Below are 23,402 nucleotides of genomic sequence, written 5' to 3'. Positions count from 1 at the left end.
ATTTTATCACTTTCGCGATAAGTTGTCAAGCACTTTTTTGAAAGACTTTTGAGATTCATTTTTGATTCTGTCGAATCTCTCCGTTTGACGTCGTTTTTGAAGTATCTCATTCTGTCGGACGTCCGCCTGACAGTAGTGTATTTTAGCACAGCATCCTTCAAAAAGCAAGCGATTTTTTACAAATTTTACGTCAAAATCATTCTTTTGACTTTTTGCCCAGTTTTTTACATTTTTTATAGACACTTCCTCCCTTATTCTTCCAAAAGCCGGGTGCGCAGCCAGATCAGGATCTTGCGTTCCCGTCGGGAGATCTGTACCTGAGTCGTGTGCAGTGCTTTTGCAGTCTCGCTCTGGGTGCGGTTGCCATAAAAGCGCAGGCGGATCAGCTGCTTGTCCTGCTCCGGCAGCGCTTCGATCACCTCTGCCAGACTGATTCGATCCGCCAGTTCCTCCTCCGGGGATTCCACTGGGATATCCAGCTGCCGGTCTCCGTCCTCGCCGCCCTCCGGGGTCAGGCTCATGGCGGGCTTAGCGGCCTGTATGGCAAGGGCCACATTCTCTATTGGTTCGTCCAGCTGCTCTGCCAGCTGCTGCAAGGTAGGCTCTGTGCCGCATAGTTTCATGGTATGTTCTCGTGCCGCCTGCACCCGCATTCCCAGTTCCTTCAGGGAGCGGCTCACCTTGACCGTGCCACCATCCCGGAACAGCTTTTTGATCTCGCCAAGGATCACCGGCACGGCATAGGTAGAAAAGCACACGCCTCGGCTCTCGTCAAAGTTGTCGTAGGCTTTGATGAGTCCCACGCAGCCTGCGCTGTACAGATCGTCGTACTCCATGCCGCGCCCACGAAATCTGCCCGCACAGGCGTGCACCAACCCTAGATTCTGCGTGATGAATGCTTCCCGCCGGGTCTTATCCGTTACCATATACCGGACCGCCTTTCCTTTTTATGTAGGCTCCCGCCGGGACAGACGCTTGACCAGCAGCACCTTTGTGCCCTTGCCGGGCTTTGAGGTGACCTTGACCCTGTCCATGAAGCTTTGCATTACCGCAAAGCCCAGGCCGGAGCGTTCCTCGGGGTTACCGGTGGTAAACAATGGCTGCATGGCCTGCTCCACGTTGGGGATGCCGATGCCCTTATCTGTAATGGTGATGTGCACTTCCCGGTCGGGGTAGACCGCTATGGTCATACACACCGGCCCGATCCGCTCCGGGTAGGCGTGGACGATGCAGTTGGTCACCGCCTCGGACACTGCCGTTTTCAGGTCGGCAAGCTGGGGCACGGTGGGGTCGTATCGCGCCAGAAAGGCTGCCGTAACGCCGCGGGCGTAGGCCTCGTTGCTGCTGAGGGAATCGAACTGGATACGGGTACTGTTTTCTGCTTTCATTGTGCATTCTCCTTTTCTATGTTCTCCATACAGGGGATGCCCGCCAGCCGCAGGACTTTTTGAAGCTGTGCGGGGGCGTGCTGCAACCGCAGGGTCGTGCCCAGTACGCGGGCGCAGCGCTGCCGTCCAAGGATAAGCCCGACGCCGGAGGAATCCATGAATCCCACCCCGCCAAGGTCTATGATCAAGGTGCGAGGGCTGCGGCTGACCAGTGCATCGTCCAGCTGCATCCGCAGGCTCTGGGCGGCATCGTGGTCGATCTCGCCCGCCAGATAGGCGTACAGGGTCTCCCCTGCCGCGCTGAAGGTCACCGTTACCATTGCTTGTCCATCTCCTTTTTTGCAAAATAAAAGATCCCGTACACATAGCTTCAGTGTACGGGATCTTCGGGTTATTTTTTAGAAAAAGCTGTCGGCGGTTTATGCCTTTGCCAGCAGCTCGGCAGCTTCCAGTGCTGCCGCCTCGCTGCCGCAGACCAGCAATCCGCGGCGGGTGTTGGCGTGCGCCAGCTGCACTGCTTCGTCCAGACTGGTGCAGAGCTGAGCGTCAAAGTGATATTTTGCCTTCTCGGTCAGACGCCGGGTCAGCTGCTCCTCCACACCGGCGGGCGTGACGAGATACACCTTATCAAAGGGGCTCTCGCTCATGCCGGGCATGGTTGATTTATCCTTTTTCTGTTCCTCGGGGCTCAGGCCGGTTTCCAGCGCGGAGAAGAAGGCTTCGGCGCCCTCCTCCTCGGTCAGGCCGATGATGGCGCTCATGTGGCGCACTTTAGCCATGTTCAGCACGCGCAGCAGCGCAGCAGCCTGCTGCGGGGTGCGGCAGGCGTCCAGAATGACCAGCGGGCGCTGGGAAAGCACCCGGATGCTGCAACGGTTGTCCACGGCAGCGATGCCATCCAGAATGGCTTCATCGGAGATGTCCACCCCCTTGCGGCAGAGCGCCAGCGCCAGCTCCACCGCCATGGCGGCGTTGCCTGCGGCGTGACGCCCCAGAAAGGCCAGCGGCACTGTGTAGCCGCCGTAGTCCACCCGGCTGGCAAACTGTTCTGCTTCCAGAAAGGTGATATCCTCTGGGTCGGGCACTACCAGCTCACAGCCGCACTTGCCTGCAGCCACAACCAGCTCACTGAGCACCGCCTTGGGCTGCTCCGGCGCAGTGACGCAGATGCTGTCCTTGCGCATCACGCCGCCTGCCAGCGCAGCCAGACGTTCCACCGAGCGGCTCACGCCGTCCGGCCCCACCGCTGTGACGGCGCACACCGGCATTTGGGGCAGCGCCGCAGCCAGACCTGCGTCCGGCAGCTCCACCACAGCCAGCGCGCAGCCAGCCTCGCCAAAGCAGTACGCAGCGGCGACAAGCTCTGCCGCCTGCAAAGGCAGCTCCTCATGGGCAGCAAGGGCATCGGCAGCGCGGCACAGCAGTGCCTCGTCCACCGGCTTGCCATCCACACGGATGCGGGCAGCAAGGGGCTCACACCCGGCATGGTAGACGCCAGCACGGATCTCCTGCGCGTGCAGGATGGCTGCCAGCAGACGCGCCACCGCCGTTTTACCGGCAGTGCCTGCCACACCCACGAACTGCACCTGCTGCACCGAGGCGGGCAGCAGTGCGCTCAGCTGCGCCGGGTCGACAAAGCCGTCCGGCAGAGCTGCAAAATACTGATTTGCCTGTTGGATGGTCATTCGTGTCTCCTTTTCATGTGATAATACAGCCCCTCGCAGGCCAGCAGCAGCACGATGGCGACAAGGATGCCAGCCAGAACACCGGCAGAATCCAGCCACACATCGGTGACCTGACTGCTGCGTCCCTCCGAAAAGAGCTGAATGGTCTCATCGGTCAGCGCCGTCAGCACACCACCCAGCATGGGCACGGTGATATGCCGCAGCGGGTGACGGCTGTACACCCGCATACAGAGCATGAGCAGAAAGCCCTCCAGCGTATACTCGCAAAAGTGTGCCAGCTTGCGCACGATGTGCATGGTCAGATGCTCTGCCAGCCCTGGGTGTCCCAGACGGCGCAGGATGATGCGCATCCACGCCAGCACCCGGCCGCTGGAACCAGAGGAGACCTTTGCCACCGCCATGGAGTTGGAAAAGATGAACCAGATGCAGGCGATCAACGCAGCGGTAAAGGCCACTCGTCCCACAATGACCCACAGCGAGGTGCGTTCTCTGTTATTGTATTCCACTATTTTAACCCAGAGCCTTGATGCTCTGCTCAATGTTGGCCAGCTTATCCTGACTCTTGGCGAACTTATTGCGGATCTCCTCCACAAGAGCCGCCGGGGCACGCTCCACGAACTTGGGATTGTTCAGCTGATTGCCGAACATGGCCATTTCTTTTTCAGCCTTGGCCTTTTCCTTGTTCAGGCGTGCCAGCTCCTTCTCACGGTCGATGAGCTCCATCATGGGAATGAAGCCGCGGGCGGCGTGGGTGGACACCTGTACCATGCCGTCGGTGCTGCCCTCATACTTTTCGGTAAAGGCCACATCGGTGGCAAAGGCGAACTTAGCCAGATAGACCTGTGCGTTCTGGAAAGGAGCGGCATCGGCAGTTTCGATGATCATGCTGGTCTTTTTAGCGGGATGCACGTTCATCTCAGTGCGCATGGTACGCACAGCCTTGATATAATCCATCACCTTTTCAAAGGCTTCCTCTTCAGCGGCCCAGTTGTGAGCGGCGTCAAAGGTGGGCCAAGCCTGGGTCATGATGGTTTCGGCAGAGCCGGGCAGAGCCTGATACAGCTCCTCAGTGATGAAGGGCATGAAGGGATGCAGCAGCTTGAGTGCCTTATCCAGCACATACACCAGCACACGGCGGGCGGTATCGGCCTGCTGTGCATCGCCGGAGTTCAGGCGGGGCTTTGCGATCTCGATGAACCAGTCGCAGTAGACGTCCCAGATAAAGCTGTTGATTTTGGCAGCAGCCAGACCCATCTCGTAGTGATCCAGATTATCGGTCATAGCACCAGCCACCTGATTCAGCTTGGTCAGCACCCACTTGTCGCTCATGTCCAGCAGCTCCTCGCTGGGCAGACCCGGCTCAAAGTCCTCGGGCAGGTTCATCAGCACAAAGCGGGTGGCGTTCCACAGCTTATTGGCAAAGTTGCGGGCAGCCTCCACCTTCTTTTCGATATAGCGCATATCGTTGCCCGGGGTAGAGCCGTCCACCAGCATAAAGCGCAGAGCGTCTGCACCGTACTGGGCAATAACTTCCAACGGGTCGATGCCGTTGCCAAGGCTCTTGGACATCTTGCGGCCCTGACTGTCACGCACAATACCGTGGATGCAGACCGTGTCAAAGGGAGCCTTGCCGGTGTAAGCCAGACCGGAGAAGATCATGCGGCTGACCCAGAAGCCGATGATGTCGTAGCCGGTGACCAGCGTATTGGTGGGGTAGAAATACTTGAGGTCGGCGCTTTCCTCGTTGGGCCAGCCCAGCGTGCTGAAGGGCCACAGGGCAGAGGAGAACCAGGTATCCAGCGTGTCGGGATCCTGGGTCAGCTTTGTGCCGCCGCACTTGGGGCAGCTGCAGGGAGCGGACTTTGCCACCACGGTCTCGCCGCAGTCGTCGCAGTACCAAGCCGGGATCTGGTGGCCCCACCACAGCTGACGGCTGATGCACCAGTCGCGGGTGTTTTTCATCCAGTTCATATAGTTCTTGGTAAAGCGCTCGGGCACAAACTTGATCTCGCCCTTTTCCACGCTCTCGATGGCGGGCTTTGCCAGCGGCTCCATCTTGACGAACCACTGCTTGGAGATCATCGGCTCAATGGTGGAGTGGCAGCGGTAGCAGGTGCCCACCTCGTGCTTGAGGGGCTCGGTCTCCTTCAGGAAGCCGCCCTCCTTCAGATCGGCCAGAATGGCCTTGCGTGCTTCCAGTGCGGTCATGCCGGCGTACTTGCCGCAGTCCAGCACATGGGGTTCGTTGACGGTGTTCTTGCCGGCGGCAAACAGGGCATCGGCTGCAGCCTTGTCGGCAGCGCCGGTCATGTGGCCGTCGTAGGTGAACACGCGCACGATGGGCAGGTCATGACGCAGACCGACTTCAAAGTCGTTGGGGTCGTGGGCGGGGGTGATCTTCACGACACCGGTGCCCTTGGTCATATCGGCGTGCTCATCGCAGACGATGGGGATTTCCTTGTTCAGCAGGGGCAGCACCACATGGCAGCCGTGCAGATGGGCGTAGCGGGGATCCTCGCCGTTGATAGCCACGGCGGTATCGCCCAGCATGGTCTCGGGGCGGGTGGTAGCCAGCTCCAGCATCTCGCCGGTCTCCTTGACCGGGTACAGCAGGTGCCAGAAGCTGCCGTCCTTCTCCTCGTACTCCACCTCGGCGTCGGAAATGGAGGTGTTGCAGTGGGGGCACCAGTTGACCATGCGGTTGCCGCGGTAGATCAGCCCCTTGTCGTACAAACGCACGAATACTTCCTTGACAGCTTCAGAGCAGCCCTCGTCCATGGTAAAGCGCTCGCGCTCCCAGTCGCAGCTGCTGCCCAGCTTTTTCAGCTGGCTGACGATGCGGTTGCCGTACTTGGTTTTCCATGCCCATGCGCGCTCCAGAAAACCATCGCGGCCGACCATCTCCTTGGTCAGGCCCTCGGCGCGCATAGCTTCCACCACCTTGGCTTCGGTAGCAATGGAGGCGTGGTCGGTGCCGGGCACCCACAGGGCGGCATAGCCCTGCATCCGCTTGGTGCGGATGAGGATATCCTGCATGGTGTTATCCACCGCATGCCCCATGTGCAGCTGACCGGTAACATTCGGCGGCGGCATCACGATGGTGTAGGGTTTCTTGTCCGGATCGGCCTTCGTGTGGAAGTAGCCGCCGTCCAGCCAGAACTGGTAGATACGATCTTCCACCTGACTGGGATCGTACTGCTTTGCAAGCTCTTTCATAGTGTCCTCCCAAAAATTTGATGAAGTGGGACGCAAAAAGCCGCCCCACGGAGCGTTCCATGGGACGGCTGTAAATACATGACCGCGGTACCACCCAAATTGCGCGGAAAGCTCCGCGCCCCTTGATGCCCCTGTAACGTAGGGCAGACCCGAAAGCGGCTTACCGGCTCAGCTCACCGCTTCTGCTCCAAAGTGACAGTGCCCCGCCGGTATCCCGCCGGGTTTTCAGCTGCCCCCGGCTCTCTGTGCGGTCCCAGACGATGCACACTCTTTTTCAACGCATTTATAAAAAGAATATAGCGTTTTTTGTGGGATTTGTCAATCAGTTTTTCAAACCTTTCACCCAACGCACCAGCTTCCATACCTTTGCGCCCAAATGCGGGCAGTAGCTCACCATCAGCGCCTGCAGCTTCTGGCTTTTGTGCTCTAATGGGATCTTCCACGCAGCGCGGCGGTGCGTCTTTGCCAGTTCCAGCAGTGTTTTTTCCTTTTCCGGGTCCCGCTCCGGCTGGTTGACCAGCCGGAAATATACCTCGGCGCAGGACATGATGCAGCGCTGATCCGTAGTACTGCGGAAGGGATCCGGCTGCTCCTTTGCCAGCTGCCAGACCCGTTCCCATGCCAGTGCCGCCGTATAAAAGCGCAGGCTCGGCTTCTGCCGCACGGCAGAATCTGGTCGTTCAAGATAGGCATACAGCGGGCAGTTCAAAAACGCCAGACTGCCAGCCTCGAGAAATTCCATCACAAAAAACAGAGTATCCTCCCCATAAAGCAATGCCGGATCAAAACGGATATCCCGCAGCAGCTCCCGGTGGGTCAGCATCCGCCAGCAGTGCCCGCCGCTCCATTCCCGCATCCACGAGTAGTTTTCCGCCGTGATCCTCTGCGGTACCGGGCATTCCGTCACTGTCCACAGGGGCTCGTTTTCCCGTATGCTGCGGTAGCGGCACATAGCCATGCGAGTGCCGCAACTGCACAAGGCATCGTACAGCCATTCCAGATACTGCGGCAGCACAAAGTCGTCGGAATCCACAAAGCCGATGTATTCGCCCCTTGCCACATCCAGCCCAAAATTGCGCGCCGAGGACACCCCACCGTTTTCTTTGTTGAAAATGCGCACCCGGGCATCCTGCGCCGCATAGCGCTGCATGATCTGCCAGCAGTCGTCCGGCGAACCATCGTTCACAACGATCAGCTCAAAATTCCGGTAGGTCTGCGCCAGCAGGCTGTCCAGACACGCGGGCAGATACTTTTCCACCTTATAGACCGGTACGATCACCGAGATCAGGGGGCTTTTTTCTGTATTCATCCGGCTCTCCTTTTCAAGATCTCCTGTACACGCCGCTTCAGCTCCGCGTACTCCGCGCTGCGCCGGTAGAGCAATACGATCACCCCTGCGAATACGGCTGTATAAAGCACACCGTCCAGAATAAAAACGCCGAAGTTGTCTACCGGGAAGCGCCGCACCCAGAGCACCGCTGCCGCCGAGACCGCTGCCGTGAGCAGCAGCCGCTTTAGATACTGCGCAAAATAAGCCCGCAGCTTTTTCTGCCATGCGTCCTGAACGCCGTATTTCAAAAAGATATAAGGCTCTATCCAAGTACAGGTGCACAGCGTGCTGATGATAGTGCCCCCGATAATACCGGTCACGCCGTAACGCTGCACCAGCACAAGGGAGACTACCAGATTGATGGCGGACTCTGCCACAGCCTTATAGCGGTCGTTCCAGAACAGTCCCATGACCTCCCGGAACAACAGGTTCGTCTGCCGCATCCGCGTGATGTAAAATTCCGCCACGATGATCGTCACGGTCGTCATCGGGAAACAGTATTCCCTGCCAAACAGCAGGGCGATCAAGGGATTGAGCAGCATCATCAGCCCGCCGGTCAGGTAGCCGGACAGCACAAAAAAGAGAAAATCCATTTCTTTATACACCTGATACAGCCGGTCAGAGTTTTCCAGTGCTGCAAAGTTGCCCACGCTGCCGGAAAAGGCTGTGACGACCTTGGTCATCAGGTTGTTCAGCGCGTTGAGCACCAGCCGGTAATTGGAGTAAATTCCTACCGTTGCCAGCCCGATGAAGGAGGACATCAGCAGGCTGTCCGTGTTGCGCACAATGACGATCGCCAGCTTGTGCATACTCATGGCGCCGATGTTTTTCAGGATGCCGTTCCTCTCCTCCCTGTCCGGCAGTTCACGGTATTTCTTTAAGTAGGGAAATTCCTTATCCACCATGCGGGAGATCATGATGTTGGGTATAAACTGTATCACCAGCTGGATGGCAAGGTACAGGATAAAGTTGCCCGTCAGCAGCAACGCCACGATCTGCACGACGGTGCGGATGCACTCGCACACCAGAGTCCATCCGGTACAGAGATAGCTCTTCTGATAGGCCTGATAGATAGAGCTTTTGTAGTTCAGCAGATAGGAGCTGGCCGAGGCTGCCACATACATCATGTAGATCAGTGTGATATGCTCAATGCCCTCGCCGCCCTTGATGAGGTGTGGCAGAAACGGCAGCAACACCAGCCCGAACAGCAGCACCGTGGCCGCCACCGCCCGGTACATCCACTTGTACAGGTTCATCAGCTGCGCCAGCTTCCGCTCGTCATCCCGAGCGGCCGGCTCGTACATACTGAACACCATAGCCGTACCAATGCCCAGCTCCGCAAAATTAAGGATACTGAGCACATCGGTAAACAGGCCGTTGACGCCCAGATAGGCAGCCGATAGGCAGTGGATGAACACCATCCGGTTGATAAAGGAGAGCAGCATCGTCAGAAACTGCCCGCCGATGTTGACCATCATGTTGATGATAGAATAGCGTGTTCTCATGCGTTTTTCTCTTTCTCCTCAGCCCTTGAGTTCCCGCAGCCGACTGTATGTCTGCGGAAAGTGCCACAGCAGCCAGCTTTGCAGCCAAAGCCCGCCCGGGACGGCGCAGTACCTCCGGGTGCGGCTGACCACCTTAAACTGCATCCGCAGCATTTCCCGGCTGCGAGGTGCTTTGCGCAGCGCCGGGGGCAGCTGCCGGTACACCCGGCTCACGCTGCCCATCGTAAATTTTGCCGCATTTGCCAGTGCATCGTATGCAGCGTTTTCCACAAGACAGTCCCAATACCGTTGTGCCGCCTCGGCAGCGTCGAAATGGCGCAGCGTTTTATTGCCGCTCATAATGCTGCCGCCGCGCTGTACATAATAATACAACGCCTTTGGCACCACCACGGCCTTTTGGATCTGCAAACAGACCTCCGGGATCAGGAACAGATCCTCGTTCAGCTTTCCCTCCGGGTAGCGCAGCTGCGCAAAGACGGCGCGGCGGTACAGCTTGTTCCACGCAGGCTGGATCATCGAATCTGTAGCATTTTTCAGTAAATCCTGCCCGGCAAAGACCTTTTTTTCAAGACGGACGTGCATCGACTGACATGGCACTCCCGCCTCGTCCACCTCGGCGTAATCACACAGGGCAAGGTCTGCCCCGGTACTTTGCACGGCTTGGTACAGCACTTCATACATTTCCGGTGCAATGTAGTCGTCTGAATCCACAAAGCCGATCCATGCGCCCCTTGCTACGTCCAGCCCGGCGTTGCGGGCGGCAGAAAGCCCGCCGTTTTTCTGGTGGATTATCCGGACGCGGGCATCTTTTTCGGCGGCGGCATCGCATAGCGCAGGGCAATCGTCCGGTGATCCGTCCTCCACAAGGATCAGCTCAAAGTCCGTAAAGGTCTGCGCCAGAATGGAATCAATACATTTGGGCAGATAGTTTTCCACCTTATACACCGGCACAATGATGCTGAGCAGCGGTGCTTTTTCCCCTTCCGGCGCTCGTTCTACGTTGTTCAATCCGTCACCTCCGTGCGCAGGCGGGCAATGAGCCGCTCCATCAGCGCCACCCGGTTAAAGGGGGTCATCAGGTAAAAGCCATCCGCATAGGGCGCAGCCGCCTTAGCTGCCTGCACCGAGACTTCCAGTCCAAGCTCCTCACCTGCGGCGCGGTCCAGCCCCTCAAACTTCTGGATGATGGCCTCGTCCACATGGATGCCGTTGACCTCGTTTTCCATAAAGATGGCGTTGCGCTGGCTGACCACCGGCAGGATGCCGGCCAGAATTTTTGCTTGCTCACCCAGCGTCTCCCGGGCTTTTTTCAGATTTTCCACCGCCTGTGCCGACAGCACCGGCTGGGTGAGGAAACCGCTCATGCCGTTTTCCAGCTTTTCTGCGGCGCGGCGCAGCTCCACCTCAAAGTTGCGGGCGTTCAGGTTCAGCGCACCGAACACCGTGATGGGGCTGGGCATCTCCCGCCCTTCCCCGGCCAGCGATACGATATACTGCGCCAACTTGCGGGAGTTGAACTGGTACACGTTTTTCACCTCGTCCCGCTCTGCGGTGGGGATGGGGTCGCCGGTAATGGCCAGCACCTCCCGCACACCCTCGGCGTACAATCCCAGCAGCAGCGCCTTGGTGGCGTTCAGGTTGCGGTCCCGGCAGGTCATGTGGGGCAGCACGTTCATGCCCAGCTCCCGGTGCACCCGGCAGGCCACCAGCGAGGAATCCATCCGCGCCCGGGCAATGGGGCAGTCTGCAATGGTCAGCAGGTCGGCACCGGCAGCCTGCAACCGGCGGGCACCCTCGAGATAGGCCGTCAGGTCGGCGTCCTTGGGGGAATCCAGCTCCACCGCGATGACCCGCTGCCCGGCGCGCAGCTTGCGCAGAAAGGCGTCGTCCATTTCCACCACAGACTTTGCCGCTTCGGCAGGCTTTGCAGCCGGGGCTGCGGGCAGCGTTTCCGGCAGAGCGTCCAGTGCGGTGCGCAGGGCAGCAATATGCTGCGGTGTCGTGCCGCAGCAGCCGCCCAGAATGCGCACGCCCTCGGCGGCAAGGCGGCTCAGCTCCCGGGCAAAATATTCCGGCTTGCCCTGATAGCGCACCTGCGCCCGTGCCACCACCGGATAGCCTGCATTGGGCATGACCGAAAGCGGCAGCCCCGCATCCCCCAGCTGCTGCACCAGCGCGCGCATCGCGCCCGGGGCAGACACGCAGTTCAAACCTACGGCATCCACTACGCCGCTCTGCGCCATGCGGCGCACAAGTTCTGCGCAGTAACGACCCTCGCGGGTGTAGCCGTCCGGCAGCACCGCAAAGGACACCAGCACAAAGGCCTCCGGCACGGTCCGCTTCAGCGCACGAATCGCTTCCAGCACGCCGTCCTCGGTGCTCAGGGTCTCGAATAGAAAATTCCGTGCGCCCAGCAGCGCAAAGCGCTTTGCCACGGCAAGATACACCTGCTCTGCCGGGAAGTTCTCGGTATCCGGTGCGGGGCCAAGGTCGGCAAACACTGCCGCGCCGGTCTCCCCGGCGGCCTTTGCTGCCAGCTGCCAGCCAGCATCTGCCAGCTGCTCCCAGCCGGGCTGCTGCGCCGCCGCCAGACGCGGCAGGCTGAAGGTGTTGGTCTTGATGGCGTCCGCTCCGGCAGCAAGATACGCCCGGTGCACCGCCAGAATGCCCTCGGGGTCGGTCAGGTTTGCCTGTTCGCACTCCTGCCCCGGTTTTGTTTTATAATAGGTACCCATGCCGCCATCGAACAGCAGCGGACGCCGGGTCAACAGTTTGCGCACATCCAACATCGATACTTTCCCTTCCCTATAAAAAGATTTCATCTTTCAGTTTATCGTAGTTCACCCATCCGGTCAAGCGGTTTTCTTGATTTCGCTTGCGGCGCGGCTGTTTTTGTGCTATTTTAGGAATAACTTTTGAGAAAAGGGAGAGGATGTATCATGCGCCATACCGGCACACTAGAACTGGAGACCGACCGGCTGCTGCTGCGCCGTCTGCTGCCGCAGGACGCCCCGCAGATGTACGCAAACTGGGCAACCGATCCGGCTGTGACCCGTTTTTTGCGCTGGGAGCCGCACAAAAGCCCTGCCGAGACCCGGGAACTGCTTTCGGCGTGGGCAGAGCTGTATCCGAACCCGGACTATTACCAGTGGGCCATGGTGGAAAAGGCCACCGGGCAGGTGTTCGGCTCTATCAGCCTGTGCAACGCCCTGCTGGGTGAGCCGCAGCAAAAGACCAAGTGGCCGGGGTTAGACCTCTCCGGCGGCATCTGGGAGCCGGGCTACTGCATCGGACAGAAGTGGTGGGGCAAGGGCCTTACCACCGAAGCGCTGCAGACTGTGGTGGATTTCTGGTTCCATCAGGTGGGTGGTACCTTTCTCACCTGCTGCCATGCGGTGCACAACCCCGCCAGCGGCCGGGTGATGGAAAAGGCCGGCTTTGTGTACCACCACGACGATGTTTACCACAAATTCGACGGCACACCGGTGGAATGCCGGTGCTATCTGCTGACAAAAGAACGCTACGATAACAGAAAGGACTTACTTTGAGCGAACTTTATGATATTTTGACCGAGACCCCTCCCACAAAGGTGGTGCTGCTGGCACTGGATCAGGGACTTTGGGACTGCGAGCGCAGTCTGGCAGAGCTTTCTGCCCTGTGCGAGGCCAACCACATGGAGGCCGTGGCGCAGATCACCCAGAAGCGCCAGACCCCGGAGACCGGCATCGTGCTGGGCAGCGGCAAGCTGGAGGAAGCATCTCTTGCCGCCCAGACAATGGGCGCGGAATGCGCCGTGTTTGACGGCGAGCTGACCGGCAGCCAGATCCGCAACATCTCCAACGCGCTGGGCGGGCTGGAGGTCATCGACCGCACCATGCTGATTTTGGAGATCTTCCGCAGCCGCGCCGTGACCAACGAGGGCAAATTGCAGACCGAACTGGCGCTGCTGCGCTACCGTCTGCCCCGCCTGCAGGGCATGGGCGAGGCGTTGAGCCGTCAGGGCGGCGGCGGTGGCGGTGGCGGCGGTGCCCGCCGCGGTGCCGGTGAGACCAAGCTGGAGTTGGACCGCCGCCATGTGCACGCCCGCATCGATGCGCTGGCCGAGAAGCTGGCCGAGATGGAAAAGCGCCGGGGCGAGAGCCGCAAGGCACGCGCCAAGACCGGGATGCCCGTGGTAAGCCTTGTGGGCTACACCAACGTGGGCAAATCCAGCCTGATGAACGCCCTGTGCGGCCCCAGCGTAGCCGAAGCCGATATGCTGTTTGCCACACTGGACCCCACCAGCCGCAAGCTGGTGCTGCCCAGCGGTATGGCGGTGCTGCTGGTGGACACAGTAGGCTTTGTGTCCCGCCTGCCCCACAATCTGGTGGAAGCCTTCAAGTCCACCTTGGAGGAAGCCGCATGGTCTGATGTGATCATCCGGGTGGCAGATGCCGGGGATGAACAGCGCGAGGAACAGCTTTCTGTCACCGACGAGGTGCTTGACGGGCTGGACTGTGCCGACATCCCCCGCCTGACCGTGTACAACAAGTGCGACAAGCCCAACACCCTGAGCTTTGACCCCGATATCCTGCTGACCAGCGCCAAGACCGGCTACGGGCTGGACAAGCTGCTGCAAAAGCTGGACGAGGTGCTCAGCGACCGGGTGCACACCATCCGTGTGCTGCTGCCCTACGACAAGTTGGGGCTTGCCGCCCCCATGCGGGAGCGCGGCAGCGTGCAGGTGGAGGAATACCGGGAGGACGGGCTGTATCTGGAGGGCATCGTCAAGACCGAGGACCTGCACTGCTTTGAGGGCTATCTGGTCTGATAGGTGCATACGTTTTAAATAGCCTCCGCTGCGCTCTGGCTATCATCAGCGGAATAATATTTTGATATAGAGCAAACCCGGAAAGTCTGCGGACTTTCCGGGTTTGCATTTTCACGGGTGGAGTCGTGACCGGAAACAGCTGCTCCGCAGGGCAAGTTCGTTGTTTACCGTTGCACTCTTTTGTGAAAAAGAAAAAAGCCCCAACAAACACAAAAACCCGCCTGGCAGCGGGTTTTTGTGTATAGAGGGGTGGGAAAGTATATAAAGTGGTGAATCTCAATATCATTGGCAGACTTTTATTCATTGCGCTGCCTTGCATGATGTATTATACCCGTTTTTCTTTTCTTGTCAAACAGGATTTTCGGATTTTGCTTTAAAATAATACTTTACTTTTTTGTAAAAACTTTATATAATTAACATAGAATTTCAGAAACGAAATTATATTCCATTTCTGTGGGTTTGCACAACACAAAAACTTTACTTTCAGAAAATTTTATACAATCCAACATATTTTGAAGGAGGCTCTTCTCATGGACGATCTTGACCGCAAAATCCTCACCCTTCTGGCAAAAAACGCACGGATGCCCGTCAAAGAAATTGCGGAACAGGTGTCGCTTACCAGCCCGGCAGTCTCCAGCCGTATCCATAAGCTGGAAACGGACGGCATCATCAGCGGCTATACCGTCACGCTGAACCGTCCGGCAGACCGGATGTATGTGGATGCGCTCATCAGCCTTTCGGTTGCCCCCTCCAAGCAGGATGCCTTTCTGGAGCTGCTGCAAAACAGCCGCGAGGTGCTGCAATGCTACCACGTTACCGGTGCGTACACCTTTCTGGTCAAGGTCAGCTGCGGCAGCATGGCACAGCTGGAGCATCTGATTTTGCAGTTCCAGAAGCTGGGCACCACCAGCACCCAGATCATCCTGTCCACCCCGGTGAACCACGGCGATCTGGACGCTTTGATGCTGTAAGCGGGTGCTGTTCATAAAACTGTTACTTTTCCCTGCAATTTTGCGGTGCGGTGGTTCGTATCCAGAATAGCAGCCCAAAACCGGCACACACTACCTGTAACGTGCGCGCCCGGCTGCGCCTTCCACACACAGCACTATGAAAGGAAATGCAATACTATGAAAAAATTCATCGCCGCCCTGCTGGCAGGGCTGACCCTGTTTACTCTGGTTGGCTGCTCCGGCGGCAGCAAGGCCGACAGCTCCACCCCCAAGGACTACTCCCAGATCATCCACGACGCCCGCAGCGACGAGGACAACGAGTACGATATGATCTTTACCAAGGGCGAGGACGGCAAGTTTACCGCCATTGACGGTTACAGCGCCGAGTACGAGCCCGACCAGCTGAACGAGGAGATCCGGGACATCCTGATGCCCCTGCTGAACCTGGAGGATGACCAGTACACTGCCTTTGCCGCCAGCATTTCCAGCATGATGGTGCGCAGCTACGCCGTTGCCATCGTGAAGCCTGCCGAGGGCAAGACCGATGAGGTAAAGGCAGCACTGGAGGCCTACGTTGCCAGCGAGCAACAATCCATGGAGCACTATCTGGAGGATCAGTACCTCGTGGCCAAGGCTGCCACCGTCACCGTAGCCCCCACCGGCGAAGTGGTTCTGGTCTGCGCCGAGGATCACGACACCATTCTGGCGAACATTGAAAAGGCTCTCGCAAAATAATTTTCCCGCATAAACCCCGGCCTTTGCAGTATGTTTCATCTGCAACGGCCGGGGTTTGGTTTTTATGCTTATTCCAGATCCAGCTTATTTTTCATCAGCCAGCTGGTAAGGACAAAATAGACTGCGCCGATCAGAATCGTTACAAGAAGGACGAGCCAGGGATTGCCGCTGGCGGAATAAGCCATCGGCATCGCTGCCACAGAGCCAACGATCACCCGGATCCCGCCGCCTGCATCCAGTTTGCCCTGAATCAGCTGCAACAGGAAGAAGGCCAGAATGCTGGCAATCGTGGAATGGTTCCTGAACTGATGCCCGATCATGCAGGCGGCGTAGATACAGAGGATGAGGACTGCAACGCCCGCCAGACCAAGGACGATGATCCACGCCAGCTCGCTCCAGAATTCACCGCCGATGCTCTGGATCTCCTTCCAGCTGAATTTCAGGACATCGCCCCAGCCCGTCGTGATCGTCTCCCCATTGATGACCGTTTTGGAATCCTCGAAGGCGCCCAGGCCGACCAGCATCAGAAGGACGGACAGGATCCCGACCACTCCGCTGCAGATCACCCAGACCATGCTGGAAATGAGTTTGGACGCAACCAGCTGCTCTGGATGGACCGGAAGGGTGTGCATGAGATAGCCCTCCCGCCCCAACAGATTTTTGGTGAACCGCTGGATGATCGTCACAATACAGACCACTCCGATGGCAACCCCGATGGCAAAGTAGGCAAACATCAGGTATGCCCAGATCTGGCTGCTGCCATTGTCCCAGACTTCGTCCCGCATCGAGATCCCCATTGCCAGCGCAACCAGCAGCCAGACCAGATACAGGCCGCCATAGGTCCGTCCGGTCGCCCGGAATTCATACTTCAACAGATTTTTCAGCATTTGAATACCTCCCGGAAATATGCGTCCACGCTCATTCCCTCATTCTCACGGATCTCATCCACACTGCGGTGAGCAAAGACCGTTCCCTCTTTCAGGAAGATGGCCTCATCCAGCACCGGCTCGATATCCTCGATCAGGTGGGTCGAGATGAGGACGGTCGCGTCCTTGCTGTAATTGGACAGGATGGTGTGCAGGATATAATCCCGTGCCGCCGGGTCCACGCCGCCGATGGGTTCATCCAGCAGATAGAGCCGGGCATTCCGGCTCATGGCAAGGATGAGCTGCACCTTTTCCCGGTTGCCCTTGGAAAGGGTCTTGAGGACGTCTTTGGGGGAAAGTTCCAGATTTGCCAGCATCTCATTCGCCCGGGCCGGATCGAAGTCCTTATAGAAGTCCCCAAACATCTTCACCAGCTGCTCTACCCGCATCCAGCCGGGAAGCCAGTCGGCATCGGGCAGGTAGGATACGATTGCCTTGCTCTCCACGCCGGGCTTCATCCCGGCGATCCGGATGCTGCCGCTGTCAGGCTGCAGCAGACCGTTTGCCAGTTTGATCAGGGTGGTCTTGCCGCTGCCGTTCGGCCCCAGCAGGCCAACGATCTTCCCAAAGCCGATGTGCAGATCCACACCGTCCAGCGCGGTTTTTGCGCCGTAGTGTTTTGTCAGCCCTTCACAGGTCAGAAGTTCACTCATGATTCGGTTCTCCTTTCGTCTGACGGGCCAGCAATTCGGCGACCTGCGCCGGGCTGTACCCGATGCCCCGCATCTTTTCCAGAAATTCTTCCGCGAACTTTTCCGCGGTCGCGGCACGCAATTGTTCGATCAACATGGTATCCTCCGTCACATAGCGGCCCACCGTCCGTTCGGTCCGGACAAGCCCCTCCGTTTCCAGCTGTGCCAGCGCACGCTGCATGGTATTCGGGTTCACCCTTGCGGCTGCGGCCATATCCCGCACCGAGTCAAGATGTCCTCCGGGCGGGTATGTCCCCGCAAGGATCTTCGCCTTCAACCGCTCTACCAGCTGTGCATAGATCGGACGGCTGGAATCAAATTGTTCACTCATCGTAGCCCTCCCTGCATTTTGTGTTTCTGTGTTAAGTGCCTAATACAATAATACTCATTTTTCAGATTGTGTCAAGGGGTTCATACAATTTTTTTAGCCAATTCTGTCACAGCTCCCCGGGCATTGCCTTGCAAACGAGGGCAGGCGTTATCCGAGAGGTTTGCATTTTTGCGATAATATGATATACTCTCTCTGTAATTGACGAAAACAGGAGTAACTTTTATGATAAAAGCGACCATCATTATCCCAAACATCAACGGCAAGGGCTGGCTGAAGGATTCCATCGAGTCCATCTACGCCCAGACCGAACAAGATTTTGACCTGATCGTGGTGGACAACGGTTCCACCGATGAAAGTCTGGAACAAGCCCGCAGCTACTGCACCCGCCCCAACTTCACCCTGATCGAAAACGGGCGCAACACCGGCTTTTCCTACGCAGTGAATCAGGGCATTGCCCGGGCGCAGAGCAAATATGTGGTGCTGTTCAACAACGACGCCTTTGCCGAGCCGCAATGGCTGGCAGAACTTTTGCGCACCGCCGATGCCGACCCCAAAATTTTTGCGGTGCAAAGCCTGATGATCCGGCACTTTGAGCGGGAACTGGCCGATGATGCCGGGGACTATGTAACATGGATGGGCTTTGCCTGCAAGACCGGCGATGGCCGCCGCGTCAGCCGCTACACCAAGCAAAAGCGTATCTTCTCGGCCTGCGGCGGCGCAGCGCTGTACCGCAAAAGCATTCTGGACGAGATCGGCGGCTTTGACGAGCACTTTTTTGCCTACTTTGAGGACGTAGACCTGAGCTGGCGCGCCAACAATGCCGGCTACAAAAACGTACTCTGCCCCGCTGCCAAGTGCTACCACATCTGCGGTGCCAGCACCGGCGCTGTGCGCTACAACGCCTTTAAAAGCCAGCAGAGCGGCCGCAACAGCATTTTGCTGCCGCTCAAAAACGAGCCGCTGCTGATGCTGGTGCTCAACTTTATCCCGCTGGCGCTGGGCTATCTGCTCAAGTGCTACAAGTTCCACAAGCAGGGCTTTGGCGAGGCTTGGGACAAGGGAATGCACGAGGCCTTTGCCCTGCTCAAAGCGGGCAAGCTGGGCAAGCGCCCCTTCCGCCTGAAAGACCTGCCCAACTATATCCTGATGGAACTGTGGATGATCTGGAACATGGTGCCCTACCTGTGGTATCGGCTGGTGGTAGTCAGATTTGATTTGAAGTAACACCGGCAGGAAGCCGTTTTCCGCTGCGTCCCTGCCGTGAAAAAACGCCCATGATAAAAGGGACCGCTGCACAAAAGCTGTGCAACGGTCCCTTTTGCATTTACATTTTACGCTGCGGTGCTGGCGGCATCCTCAGCGGCAGGGGCTTCTGCCACGGCGCTATCTGCACCCGCTTCTGCCTGCGCTTCCGGCTGGACAGCCGATGCAGCAGCCGAATCTGCCGCAGCGGAATCTCCGCCAGTGGCCAGAATGGCGTCCTGTACATCGCTTTCCGCCATAGGCTCCGGCTGCGCGGCAACGGAACTTGCGGCGCTTTCGGGTTTCGTCTCACTCTCGGTCAGGCCGGTCAGATACCAGCTGCCGCTCTGGCGCTCGAACAGGTAATCCATATACTTGGTGGGGGTGTCCGAGGAGGGATTGATGATGCTGTCGTCCGCGCTGGCGGTGGGGATATAACCCACGGTAACGTGCAGTTTTCCGCTGCGCTTGAACAGCTTGACCACGGTAGCGCGGTAGTAGCCCACCGTACCGGTAATGGGGATCTTGTAGCACTGGGTGGTCTCGTCAAACTCGACGGTCATATCCTCCATGTCAAAGCTGCGGTGGGTCAGCTTGAAGCCGGGGCCCAGCAGCTTTGCCAGATAGGCATCCACTTCCACCGAGGGCAGCAGCAGCTGCTCGGTCTCGGGGTCGGTATTGTAGTTATCAAAGCCGCCCTGCGTCTCCTGAATGCTGTACACACAGCCCCACACAGCTGCCTCCCGCAGGGTCAGGTCGTTGATGTTCTCAATGCCGTCAAAGGGCATGGGGTCGAACAATACCAGGCCTTCCAACTTGTCCTCGTATTCCTGCTTTTGTGCGGTATCGTCAAACAGGTTTGCCACAAGGCCCACACCGGCCCGCAGCACCGTAATAAACCCGATAAGCACCAGCACCGTGATCAGCAGACCCAAGGTCTGCCGCCAGCGGCGGCGCTTGATCCGGGCGTGTTCTTCCGGGGTGATCGTATTTTTCATTGGTCTGAATCTCCCAAAGTTTTTTGTCTACCCAACAGTATACCACATCCGGCCGCAGAGTGCAAAACCTGTACCGGTGGTTTTTTTGTGAAAGCAGGCTTTTTATTCCCAGTCCTTCCATATCTCGGGCTGGTAGCCCACGGTGGCCTTGCGTCCGTTGCGCACGATGGGTGTCTTGAACAGCTGCTGGTTTTCAAACAGCTTGTCCTCCTTCTGCCAGTCCACCAGCGCGTCCAGCAGCGCAAGGGTCTGCTTGTCCTTTGCTGCCGGATTTACCAGTGCTTCCCATCCGCCCAGAGCGCGCGCCACGTTATCAAACTCGCCCCGGCTCATGCCCTTTTCCTTCAGGTCGATCGTCTGGAACTTGATGCCACGCTCCTTGAAATAGCGCTGCGCCTTTTTGGTATCAAAGCACTTGCTCGTGCCAAAGATCTGGATATTCATCTTATCTCCTCCTGCCGGTTCCCGGCGGTCTTATTGTACCACACCGTAAACCGCTTGCATAGGCATAATTTGCGGCAAAACGGGCAATGCTTTCCGCAAAGGAGGTGTTTGCATGAACGCATTCGTAGACCCTGAACTGTGCATCGGCTGTACCCAGTGTGCCGGGCTGTGCCCCGCAGTGTTCCGCATGGAGGGAGTTCTGGCTGTGGCAGAGCCCGGCCCCATCCCGCCGGAGGAGGTGCCGCAGGCCGTCACCGCAGCCCAAAGCTGCCCGGTAAGCGCCATCCGCATCGAGGAATAAGCCCGGCACCGGTAAGGCTGCTGCACAGCTTGTGCGGCAGCTTTTTTGCAGTGGGACGATTTGAAATGCCCTCCGCTTTGCTTTGGGCATAGGCAGCAGAAGAACATTATAAATTATGCGATTGTCACGGCTTACGAGCCGTGACAATCGCATTTTTATGAGAGACGGCACCACGAAAAGCAGCCACTTCTCTTTTTTGCGTAAAAAGTTCCCGCGCGGTACGGTTTTGTGCTATACTATAAGATGTAAGATTACGCAACGGAGGAACTGCATTATGCGTTTACTGGTCATTGACGGCAACAGCATTGCCAACCGCGCTTTTTATGGCATCAAGCTGTTGACCACCAAGGACGGACGTTATACCAACGCCATCTATGGTTTTTTAAACATTCTGCTCTCCCTGCTCAAGGAGTGCCAGCCGGACGAGGTGGCCGTGGCTTTTGACCTGAAAGCCCCCACCTTCCGGCATAAAATGTACGATGGCTACAAGGCCACCCGCCACGCCATGCCCGAGGAGCTGGCACAGCAGATGCCGGTGCTCAAGCAGCTGCTGGCAGACCTTGGCTACCGCACCGTTACCGCCGAGGGCTGGGAAGCGGACGATATTCTGGGCACGCTGGCTGCTGCCTGCGCCGCCCGCAAGGACGACTGCTTCCTTGCCACCGGAGACCGGGACAGCCTGCAGCTGGTGAGCGAGAGCACCACCGTGCTGCTGGCTGCCACCGTGATGGGGCGCAGCAAGACCGTGGTGATGGACGAGGACGCCATTCAGGAAAAATACGGCCTTGCGCCCAAGCAGCTCATTGAGGTGAAGAGCCTGATGGGCGACACCTCGGATAACATCCCCGGCGTGAAGGGCATCGGCGAAAAGACCGCCCTTTCGCTGGTGCAGACTTTCGGCTCGCTGGAGGGCGTGTACCAGAACATTGACGACAAGCGCATCAAGCCTAAGCAGCGGGAGCACTTGCTCGAGGATAAGCCCATGGCCGAGCTGAGCCACACGCTGGGCACCATCCGCACTGACGCCCCCATCGACACCGCCGAGGGTTCCTACACCGTGGGTGAGGGCAACAAACCTGCCGCCGTTCGGCTTTTGCAGGAATTGGAGATTCACTCCCTGATCCCGCGGTTCGGGCTGGACGGTGTAGCGTCGGAAGCTGCCGCCGAAGAGCAGGCTGTGGAGCTTCCGGAAGCCGAACTCGCACCCCTGCCCCTGACCCCCGCCGGGCATTATCTGGTGGCTGCCCGCCCCGCCGTTACCGGCAAGCAGGGCACCCGTAACGTGGTATTGCAGCCGGAAAGCTGGTACGCTGTGCAGGATACTACCATCTACCCGCTGGAGGATACCGACCTAGTGCGGCTGCTGGACAACGCCGATGTAACGCTGGATGTGTTCAACTCCGCACCCCTGTACGCCAAGGCCATGGCTGCCGGCGGCTGGGGCAGCAGCATCGTCTGGGACGGCAAGCTGGCCGCCTATCTGCTGGACGCCTCTGCCTCCAAGTATCAGATCAGCGAGCTGATCCCCGCCTACAAGGCCGCTGCTGCCTTTACCTGCACCGATTACCCGGATGCCGGGCGGCTGGCCGACCTGTTTGCCCGGATGAAGGCCGAGATCACCGCCTGCGGCGAGGATGCACTGTATAATGAGATCGAGTTCCCGCTGGCACAGGTGCTGGCCGACATGACCCGCACCGGCGTGCTGGTGGATAAAGACGGCATCGAGCAGTTCGGTGTAAAGCTGCGGGAGGAGCTGGAACAGGTGCTGACCCGCATCCACATGGAGACCGGCAGCGCCACCTTCAACCCCAACAGCCCCAAGCAGCTGGGCGAGATGCTGTTCGACACCATGGGTCTGCCCCACGGCAAAAAGACCCAGCGCGGCTGGTCCACCGACGCCGAAACGCTGGAAAGCCTGCGTGAGTACCCGCTGGTGGAGGACGTTTTGCAGTACCGCGCCTACCAGAAGCTGAACTCCACCTATGTGGAGGGTCTGCTCAAGGTCATCGGTGAGGATGGGCGCATTCACTCCACCTTCAACCAGACCGAAGCCCGCACCGGACGGCTCTCCTCCGATAATCCCAACCTGCAGAATATCCCCATCCGCACCGAACTGGGCAGCCAGCTGCGCGCCTACTTCGTTGCAAAGCCGGGCTGTGTGCTGGTAGATGCGGATTACAGCCAGATCGAACTGCGCATTCTGGCGCACATCACCGGGGACGAACACATGCAGCAGGCCTTTTTGAACGGTGAGGACATCCACCGCAGCACCGCCGCCAAGATCTACGGCATTCCGCAGAGCGAGGTGACGCCACGGCTGCGCTCCTCTGCCAAGGCCATCAACTTTGGCATCATGTACGGCAAGGGCGCGTACAGCCTTTCCAAGGATATCGGCGTGACCGTGAAGGAGGCAGACGCCTTCCTTAAAAACTATCTGGCTGCCTTCCCCAGCGTGAGCGGCTATATGGACAAGACCATCGCGGACGCAAAGGCAAACGGCTATGTGTCCACCCTGTTCGGTCGCCGCCGCACCCTGCCGGAGCTGGCCAGCACCAACTTCAACGTGCGCGCCAGCGGCGAGCGCATGGCCCGCAACACCCCCATTCAGGGCACCGCTGCGGACGTGATCAAGCTGGCCATGGTGCGGGTGTGGAAGCGCCTGCGGGACGAAAAAATGGCCAGCCGCCTGATCCTGACCGTCCACGACGAACTGATCGTGGAGGCCCCGGAGGCGGAGGCCGAGCAGGCTGCCCGCATCCTGCGGGAGGAAATGGAAGGCTGTGTGCAGTACGCGGTGCCCCTGAGCACCGATGTGCACGCAGGCAAAAACTGGCTGGAGGCACACTAAA

General features: G+C 58.4%; 22 protein-coding genes. 7 read left to right on the top strand and 15 right to left on the bottom strand.

The window, feature by feature from the left end; translation table 11 throughout:
* Positions 1 to 251: 251 nt before the first annotated feature.
* The 10 genes from DXB44_RS07605 to DXB44_RS07560 form a co-directional block, all read right to left on the bottom strand.
* Positions 252 to 926, bottom strand: coding sequence for a sigma-70 family RNA polymerase sigma factor (locus DXB44_RS07605; RefSeq protein ID WP_118658283.1), 675 nt, complete (start codon positions 924 to 926; stop codon positions 252 to 254).
* Between the two features lie 21 nt (positions 927 to 947).
* Positions 948 to 1,388 carry an anti-sigma F factor gene (gene spoIIAB, locus DXB44_RS07600; RefSeq protein ID WP_005925208.1) on the bottom strand — a complete coding sequence of 147 codons (441 nt, stop codon included), beginning with the start codon at positions 1,386 to 1,388 and terminating at the stop codon, positions 948 to 950.
* A complete protein-coding gene (locus tag DXB44_RS07595; RefSeq protein ID WP_118658282.1) occupies positions 1,385 to 1,708 on the bottom strand; it encodes an STAS domain-containing protein in 324 nt (107 codons plus the stop codon). The genes spoIIAB and DXB44_RS07595 overlap by 4 nt, the downstream gene beginning before the upstream one ends.
* Before the next feature lie 99 nt (positions 1,709 to 1,807).
* Positions 1,808 to 3,073 (bottom strand): folylpolyglutamate synthase, encoded by a 1,266-nt coding sequence (locus DXB44_RS07590; RefSeq protein WP_118658281.1) that lies wholly within the window; start codon positions 3,071 to 3,073, stop codon positions 1,808 to 1,810.
* Positions 3,070 to 3,579 carry a VanZ family protein gene (locus tag DXB44_RS07585; RefSeq protein ID WP_243111080.1) on the bottom strand — a complete coding sequence of 170 codons (510 nt, stop codon included), beginning with the start codon at positions 3,577 to 3,579 and terminating at the stop codon, positions 3,070 to 3,072. The genes DXB44_RS07590 and DXB44_RS07585 overlap by 4 nt, the downstream gene beginning before the upstream one ends.
* Before the next feature lie 4 nt (positions 3,580 to 3,583).
* Positions 3,584 to 6,289 (bottom strand): valine--tRNA ligase, encoded by a 2,706-nt coding sequence (locus DXB44_RS07580; protein ID WP_118658280.1) that lies wholly within the window; start codon positions 6,287 to 6,289, stop codon positions 3,584 to 3,586.
* 322 nt (positions 6,290 to 6,611) lie between these two features.
* Positions 6,612 to 7,598 carry a glycosyltransferase family 2 protein gene (locus tag DXB44_RS07575; RefSeq protein WP_118658279.1) on the bottom strand — a complete coding sequence of 329 codons (987 nt, stop codon included), beginning with the start codon at positions 7,596 to 7,598 and terminating at the stop codon, positions 6,612 to 6,614.
* Positions 7,595 to 9,124, bottom strand: coding sequence for an oligosaccharide flippase family protein (locus DXB44_RS07570; RefSeq protein WP_118658278.1), 1,530 nt, complete (start codon positions 9,122 to 9,124; stop codon positions 7,595 to 7,597). Before DXB44_RS07570 ends, DXB44_RS07575 begins: the two co-directional genes overlap by 4 nt.
* An 18-nt stretch (positions 9,125 to 9,142) precedes the next feature.
* Positions 9,143 to 10,132 (bottom strand): glycosyltransferase, encoded by a 990-nt coding sequence (locus DXB44_RS07565; protein WP_118658277.1) that lies wholly within the window; start codon positions 10,130 to 10,132, stop codon positions 9,143 to 9,145.
* Positions 10,129 to 11,946, bottom strand: a complete 1,818-nt coding sequence (locus tag DXB44_RS07560) for a bifunctional homocysteine S-methyltransferase/methylenetetrahydrofolate reductase (protein WP_243111078.1) — start codon at positions 11,944 to 11,946, stop codon at positions 10,129 to 10,131. The genes DXB44_RS07565 and DXB44_RS07560 overlap by 4 nt, the downstream gene beginning before the upstream one ends.
* Before the next feature lie 117 nt (positions 11,947 to 12,063).
* On the opposite strand from DXB44_RS07560, the gene DXB44_RS07555 reads away from it, so the two are divergent.
* The 4 genes from DXB44_RS07555 to DXB44_RS07540 all read left to right on the top strand — a co-directional run bounded on the left by DXB44_RS07555 (position 12,064) and on the right by DXB44_RS07540 (position 15,619).
* Positions 12,064 to 12,672 (top strand): GNAT family N-acetyltransferase, encoded by a 609-nt coding sequence (locus DXB44_RS07555; RefSeq protein WP_118658275.1) that lies wholly within the window; start codon positions 12,064 to 12,066, stop codon positions 12,670 to 12,672.
* Positions 12,669 to 13,934 carry a GTPase HflX gene (hflX, locus tag DXB44_RS07550; RefSeq protein WP_118658274.1) on the top strand — a complete coding sequence of 422 codons (1,266 nt, stop codon included), beginning with the start codon at positions 12,669 to 12,671 and terminating at the stop codon, positions 13,932 to 13,934. The genes DXB44_RS07555 and hflX overlap by 4 nt, the downstream gene beginning before the upstream one ends.
* A gap of 530 nt (positions 13,935 to 14,464) precedes the next feature.
* On the top strand, positions 14,465 to 14,905 hold the full coding sequence (locus DXB44_RS07545; protein WP_015536797.1) for an Lrp/AsnC family transcriptional regulator: 441 nt from the start codon (positions 14,465 to 14,467) through the stop codon (positions 14,903 to 14,905).
* A gap of 156 nt (positions 14,906 to 15,061) precedes the next feature.
* Positions 15,062 to 15,619 (top strand): DUF4358 domain-containing protein, encoded by a 558-nt coding sequence (locus DXB44_RS07540; protein WP_118658273.1) that lies wholly within the window; start codon positions 15,062 to 15,064, stop codon positions 15,617 to 15,619.
* A 68-nt stretch (positions 15,620 to 15,687) separates the two neighbouring features.
* Here the strand turns inward: DXB44_RS07540 and DXB44_RS07535 are convergent, their stop codons facing one another.
* From DXB44_RS07535 to DXB44_RS07525, 3 genes are read right to left on the bottom strand one after another with little or no spacing between them, the layout of a single operon-like run.
* On the bottom strand, positions 15,688 to 16,506 hold the full coding sequence (locus tag DXB44_RS07535; RefSeq protein ID WP_118658272.1) for a hypothetical protein: 819 nt from the start codon (positions 16,504 to 16,506) through the stop codon (positions 15,688 to 15,690).
* Positions 16,500 to 17,198, bottom strand: coding sequence for an ABC transporter ATP-binding protein (locus tag DXB44_RS07530; protein WP_055186056.1), 699 nt, complete (start codon positions 17,196 to 17,198; stop codon positions 16,500 to 16,502). The genes DXB44_RS07535 and DXB44_RS07530 overlap by 7 nt, the downstream gene beginning before the upstream one ends.
* Positions 17,191 to 17,568 carry a GntR family transcriptional regulator gene (locus DXB44_RS07525; protein WP_118658271.1) on the bottom strand — a complete coding sequence of 126 codons (378 nt, stop codon included), beginning with the start codon at positions 17,566 to 17,568 and terminating at the stop codon, positions 17,191 to 17,193. The genes DXB44_RS07530 and DXB44_RS07525 overlap by 8 nt, the downstream gene beginning before the upstream one ends.
* A 222-nt stretch (positions 17,569 to 17,790) precedes the next feature.
* Between DXB44_RS07525 and DXB44_RS07520 the strand changes: the two genes are divergently transcribed.
* Positions 17,791 to 18,792: a glycosyltransferase family 2 protein gene (locus DXB44_RS07520; RefSeq protein ID WP_118658270.1), complete on the top strand. Its 1,002-nt coding sequence runs from the start codon at positions 17,791 to 17,793 to the stop codon at positions 18,790 to 18,792.
* A gap of 107 nt (positions 18,793 to 18,899) precedes the next feature.
* Here the strand turns inward: DXB44_RS07520 and DXB44_RS07515 are convergent, their stop codons facing one another.
* Positions 18,900 to 19,808, bottom strand: a complete 909-nt coding sequence (locus tag DXB44_RS07515; protein WP_118658269.1) for an Ice-structuring protein — start codon at positions 19,806 to 19,808, stop codon at positions 18,900 to 18,902.
* Between the two features lie 102 nt (positions 19,809 to 19,910).
* The gene (locus tag DXB44_RS07510) at positions 19,911 to 20,252 is read right to left on the bottom strand and encodes an arsenate reductase family protein (RefSeq protein WP_118658268.1); all 342 of its coding nucleotides are present in this window, start codon (positions 20,250 to 20,252) and stop codon (positions 19,911 to 19,913) included.
* Positions 20,253 to 20,364: 112 nt separating this feature from the next.
* Here DXB44_RS07510 and DXB44_RS07505 point away from each other — a divergent pair, with 112 nt between their 5' ends.
* On the top strand, positions 20,365 to 20,553 hold the full coding sequence (locus tag DXB44_RS07505) for a ferredoxin (protein WP_005925145.1): 189 nt from the start codon (positions 20,365 to 20,367) through the stop codon (positions 20,551 to 20,553).
* A gap of 274 nt (positions 20,554 to 20,827) precedes the next feature.
* On the top strand, positions 20,828 to 23,401 hold the full coding sequence (gene polA, locus DXB44_RS07500; RefSeq protein ID WP_118658267.1) for a DNA polymerase I: 2,574 nt from the start codon (positions 20,828 to 20,830) through the stop codon (positions 23,399 to 23,401).
* The last annotated feature ends 1 nt before the right edge of the window (position 23,402 follow it).

Origin of the sequence: Faecalibacterium sp. OM04-11BH (genome assembly GCF_003482185.1) — a bacterium.
Taxonomy (GTDB): Bacteria; Bacillota; Clostridia; order Oscillospirales; family Ruminococcaceae; genus Faecalibacterium; species Faecalibacterium tardum.
This window is presented reverse-complemented; position numbering and strand designations above follow the sequence as displayed.